This window comes from Caulobacter sp. HMWF025 (assembly GCF_003060965.1).
Classification (GTDB): Bacteria; Pseudomonadota; Alphaproteobacteria; order Caulobacterales; family Caulobacteraceae; genus Caulobacter.
Window position 1 is genome coordinate 45,394 of record NZ_QAII01000048.1, and the last position, 5,018, is coordinate 50,411.

The 5,018-nt window shown below is 63.4% G+C and carries 3 protein-coding genes and 1 pseudogene; all 4 read left to right on the plus strand.

Going from position 1 to position 5,018, the window contains the following annotated elements; genetic code table 11:
* Positions 1-1,578: NADH-quinone oxidoreductase subunit L (gene nuoL / locus DBR10_RS06130; RefSeq protein WP_233243294.1), on the plus strand; the 1,578-nt coding region annotated here is incomplete at its 5' end.
* Complete coding sequence (locus DBR10_RS06135; RefSeq protein WP_199223500.1) at positions 1,575-3,077, plus strand: NADH-quinone oxidoreductase subunit M; 1,503 nt, start codon at positions 1,575-1,577, stop codon at positions 3,075-3,077. The genes nuoL and DBR10_RS06135, both read left to right, overlap by 4 nt.
* 7 nt (positions 3,078-3,084) lie before the next feature.
* A complete protein-coding gene (nuoN, locus tag DBR10_RS06140) occupies positions 3,085-4,524 on the plus strand; it encodes an NADH-quinone oxidoreductase subunit NuoN (protein WP_108504658.1) in 1,440 nt (479 codons plus the stop codon).
* A gap of 55 nt (positions 4,525-4,579) precedes the next feature.
* Positions 4,580-5,018, plus strand: a pseudogene (locus tag DBR10_RS06145) (biotin--[acetyl-CoA-carboxylase] ligase); the annotation flags it as partial.

Below are 5,018 nucleotides of genomic sequence, written 5' to 3' on the forward strand. Positions count from 1 at the left end.
TCGGCCAGCGCCGCCGCGATCAAGGCCTTCGTGGTCAACCGCGTCGGCGACTTCGGCTTTGCGCTCGGGATCATGACCACCTACTGGGCGTTCGGCACGATCCAGTTCGCTGAACTCTTCCCGCAGATCGCCGCTAACGCTGGTCGCACCTGGGAGTTTGCGGGTCACACCTTCCCGCTGATGGACATCGCCTGCTTCCTGCTGTTCATCGGTGCGATGGGCAAGTCGGCGCAGTTCTTCCTGCACACCTGGCTTCCGGACGCCATGGAAGGCCCGACCCCGGTCTCGGCCCTGATCCACGCGGCGACCATGGTCACCGCCGGCGTCTATATGCTTTGCCTGCTGTCGCCGATGTTTGAGTACGCTCCGGTGGCCAAGAACATCGTTACGGTGATCGGCGCGGTGACCGCCCTGTTCGCCGCTACGGTCGGGCTCACCCAAAACGACATCAAACGGGTCATCGCCTATTCGACCTGCTCGCAGCTGGGCTACATGTTCTTCGCGGCCGGTATCGGTGCCTATCAGGCGGCGATGTTCCACCTGTTCACCCACGCCTTCTTCAAGGCGCTGCTGTTCCTGGGCGCCGGCTCGGTGATCCACGGGATGCACCACGAGCAGGACATGCGGAAGTATGGCGCACTCGCCAAGCTTCTGCCGGTGACCTTCATCGCCATGACCATCGGCACCATCGCCATTACCGGTCTCGGCTTCCCGCCGCTGCACCTGGGCTTCGCCGGCTTCTATTCGAAGGACACCATCATCGAGGCGGCTTTCGCGGCCGGTGGTGCCAACAGCATCGCCATGTTCGCCTTCGTCATCGGTTTGCTGGTGGCCGGCCTGACCTCATTCTATTCGTGGCGCCTGGCCTTCTTCACCTTCAACGGCACGGCGCGCTGGGGTCATGACGAGCATCACGCGGACGCGGCTCATGGCCACGATGCGCACGGCCATGACGACCACGCCGCCCATGACGATCAAGGGCACGACGACCACCACGGCCACGACCACAAGCCGCACGAAAGCCCCTGGGTGATGCTGCTGCCGCTGGTCGTTCTGTCGATCGGTGCCGTGCTCGCCGGCTTCGTGTTCGTCGACTACTTCGTCGGCCATCACCAGGAAGAGTTCTGGCGCGGCGCGATCTACAACGCCCCGACCAACCACGTGCTGCATGAAGCCCACGGCGTCCCCGACTGGGTGAAGTGGAGCCCGCTGATCGCCTCGATCCTCGGCCTGTTCATCGCCGTCTGGGTTTACCTGGTGAAGGGCAAGGAACGCCTGGGGGCCAAGCTCGCCGCGCGTAACGGCCCGCTCTACGTCTTCTTCTTCAATAAGTGGTTCTTCGACGAACTGTACGATGCGACCTTCGTGCGCGCCGCGAAGTTCATGGGTGACCTGTTCTGGAAGGGCGGGGACCAGAAGATCATCGATGGCCTCGGCCCCGACGGCGTCAGCGCCGTCAGCTATGAGGTCGGCCGCCGGACCGGCAAGCTCCAGACCGGCTATGTCTATCACTATGCGTTCGTCATGCTGCTCGGCGTTGCCGGTCTGCTGACCTTCGCCCTGTACGCATTCCGTTGAGGGGGACGGAGCTAATGACCGGCCTTCTCAGCCTCACCACCTTCGCGCCCCTGGTCGGCGTGGCCGTCCTGCTGGCGGTCCGTACGATCAAGGGCGACAGCGCCGCCACGGACGCTCTGGCCAAATGGATTGCCCTGGCGACCACTCTGGTCACCTTCGCCCTTTCCATCCTTCTGGTAGCACAGTTTGACGCCAAGAACCCGGGCTTCCAGTTCGTGGAAGACGTGGCCTGGTTCGCCGGTCTGCACTACCGCATGGGTGTGGACGGGATTTCGATCCTGTTCGTCCTGCTGACCGCCTTCCTGCTGCCGATCTGTATCCTGGCCAGCTGGACTTCGATCGAGAAGCGGGTCGTTGAATATCTGATCGCCTTCCTGGTCCTGGAGACCCTGGTGATCGGCGTGTTCTGCGCGCTGGATCTGATCCTCTTCTACCTGTTCTTCGAAGGCGGCCTGGTGCCGATGTTCCTGATCATCGGGATCTGGGGCGGCAAGCGCCGGATTTACGCCGCCTACAAGTTCTTCCTCTACACGCTGCTCGGCTCGGTGCTGATGCTGGCCGCCATCCTGGCCATGATCTCGATCTCGGGCACATCTTCGATCCCCGAACTGATGAGCTTCAAGTTCGCGCCGTGGCTGCAAACCTGGCTGTGGCTGGCCTTCTTCGCCAGCTTCGCGGTCAAGATGCCGATGTGGCCGGTCCATACTTGGCTGCCCGACGCCCACGTTGAGGCCCCGACGGCCGGTTCGGTCATCCTCGCCGGTATTCTGCTCAAGATGGGCGGCTATGGCTTCATGCGCTTCAGCCTGCCGATGTTCCCCAATGCCTCAGAGATGTTCCAGCCGCTGGTGTTCGCGATGTCGGCCATCGCCATCGTCTACACCTCGCTGGTCGCGTTCCGTCAGACCGACATCAAGAAGCTGATCGCCTATTCGTCGGTCGCCCACATGGGCTTCGTGACGATGGGCATCTTCTCGGGCAATGCGGCGGGCGAGCAGGGTGCCATCTTCCAGATGCTCAGCCACGGGGTGATCTCGGGCGCGCTCTTCCTCTGCGTCGGTGTTGTCTATGACCGCATGCACACCCGCGAGATCGCCTTCTACGGCGGTCTGACCAACCGGATGCCCTTGTACGCGGCGACCTTCCTGCTGTTCACCATGGGCAATGTCGGCCTGCCGGGCACATCCGGCTTCGTCGGCGAGATCCTGACCATGACCGGGACCTATCAAGCCTCAACCTGGACGGCGATCGTTGCGGCCTCCGGCGTTATCCTGTCGGCCATGTATGCGCTGACGCTGTACCGCCGGGTGATGTTCGGCGAGATCGTCAATCCGGAACTCAAGACGATCACTGATCTGGACAAGCGCGAGATCCTGATCTTCGCCCCGCTGATCGTCTCGACCCTGGTTCTGGGTGTCTATCCGAATTTCGTGTTTAACCTGACCGCGTCGTCTGTCGACGCGCTGGTTGGCGCCTGGCGCGCCGCCGTGGGCGGGTGAGGGACTGATGACGTTTTCCGCCAATCTTTCACTGGTTCTCCCTGAGGTCATCCTCGCGGGTTCAGCGCTTGCCCTGCTGGTCTGGGGTGCTTTCCAGGGCAAGGCTTCACCGGCCTTCACCCTGGCGAGTGTCCTGGCCCTTCTGGCGGCAGCCTTTGCGGCCGTGGTTGGTCCGCACGGTCATGCGTTCAATGGTGCCTACTCGGCTGACGCGGCATCGACCTATGCCAAGGTGGCAATTTTCATCTCCAGCGCGGTCGGTATCGTGCTGGGGGATCGCTGGCTGGCCCAGCGCGGCGACCAGAAGTTTGAATATGCCGTCCTGATCATCCTCGCGGCCCTCGGTATGGGCGTGACGGTGTCGGCGGGTGACCTGATCAGCCTCTACATCGGCGTCGAGCTTCAGTCGCTCGCCCTGTATGTCCTTGCCGCCTTCCGCCGGGATGACGCCAAGGCCTCGGAAGCCGGTCTGAAATACTTTGTGCTCGGGGCGCTGTCTTCGGGCCTGCTGCTCTATGGCAGCTCGTTGATCTACGGCTTTGCCGGTTCGACCCGGTTTACCGACATCGCTGCCGCAGCACACGGCACACATGGCGTCGGCTTGCTCTTTGGCCTGATCTTCCTGATCTGCGGCCTGGCCTTCAAGGTCTCGGCCGCGCCGTTCCACATGTGGACGCCGGACGTCTATGAAGGCGCACCGACTCCGGTGGTGGGCTTCTTCGCCGCCGCGCCCAAGCTGGCGGCCATGATGATGTTCGCCCGCGTGCTGGGCGACGCCTTCCCCGATTCGGTTGGCCAGTGGCGTCAGGTTCTGGTGATCGCAGCCTTGATTTCGGTTTTCGTCGGGGCCTTCGCGGGTCTTGCCCAGACCAATCTCAAGCGCCTGTGGGCCTATAGCTCTATCGCCAATGTCGGCTACGCCCTTCTGGGTGTCGCAACCGGCGGTGAGACGGGCCTGCACGCCATGCTGGTCTTCATGATCCTCTACATGGTCGATGTGACCGGTTTCTTCGCCTGCCTTCAGGCCCTCAGCCGAGACGGCAAGCCCATGGAGACCGTTGAGGACATGGCCGGCCTGATCAAGGAACGCCCGGGCATCGCCCTAGCCATGACGGCTTTCTCGCTGTCCGCGCTTGGCCTGCCGCCGTTCTCGGGTTTCTGGTCGAAGTTCTACGTCTTCAAGGCCGCTCTCGGGACGGGTGACGTCCTGATGCAAACCGCAGCGGTTCTCGGCCTGGTCGGCAGCGTGGTTGGTGCCTTTTACTATCTGCGCCTGATCAAGAGCATGTGGTTCGATGCCTCCAAGGGCAGCGTTGATGCTCCTGCTCCCGCCGCGCGCGCGGTGGGGTTTGCGGCGGCCTTGTTTGCTTTCCCTGTGGTTCTGTTTGCGCTCGTCTGGCTTGACCCGGCTGCCAAGGCCGCTGCGGCGGCCTTTGGCCACGCGTGACGTGACGGGCGAGTCCCGGTCCCGCAGCGGGCCGCCCGTCGTCATTTTTGACGAGATCGACTCGACCAATGCGGAGGCGCGTCGCCGCGCCGAGGCCGGCGAGGAGGGGCCTGTCTGGTTGCTCGGGCTCCGTCAAACCTCGGGGCGTGGCCGGCGAGGGCGAGCCTGGGAAACCGGGCAGGGTAATCTGGCCGCGACCCTGCTGTTTCGGACGGAGAAGCCGGCTGCGGAGGCGGCCCAGGTTTCCTTCGTTGCGGCGCTCGCCGTCGCCGATCTCCTGGACCTCTATGTTCCGGCCCATCTTGTTTCATTGAAATGGCCCAACGACCCGCTCATCGGCGGATTGAAGGCCAGTGGCATTCTCGTCGAGTCCGGGTCCAGCGCTTTGGGCGGGCTCTGGATTGCTGTCGGTATCGGCGTGAACCTTGTGCAGGGGCCGGCGGCAAGCGAGCGTCCGGCAACCTCGGTGATGGCGCATAGTGCTACGGCGGTAC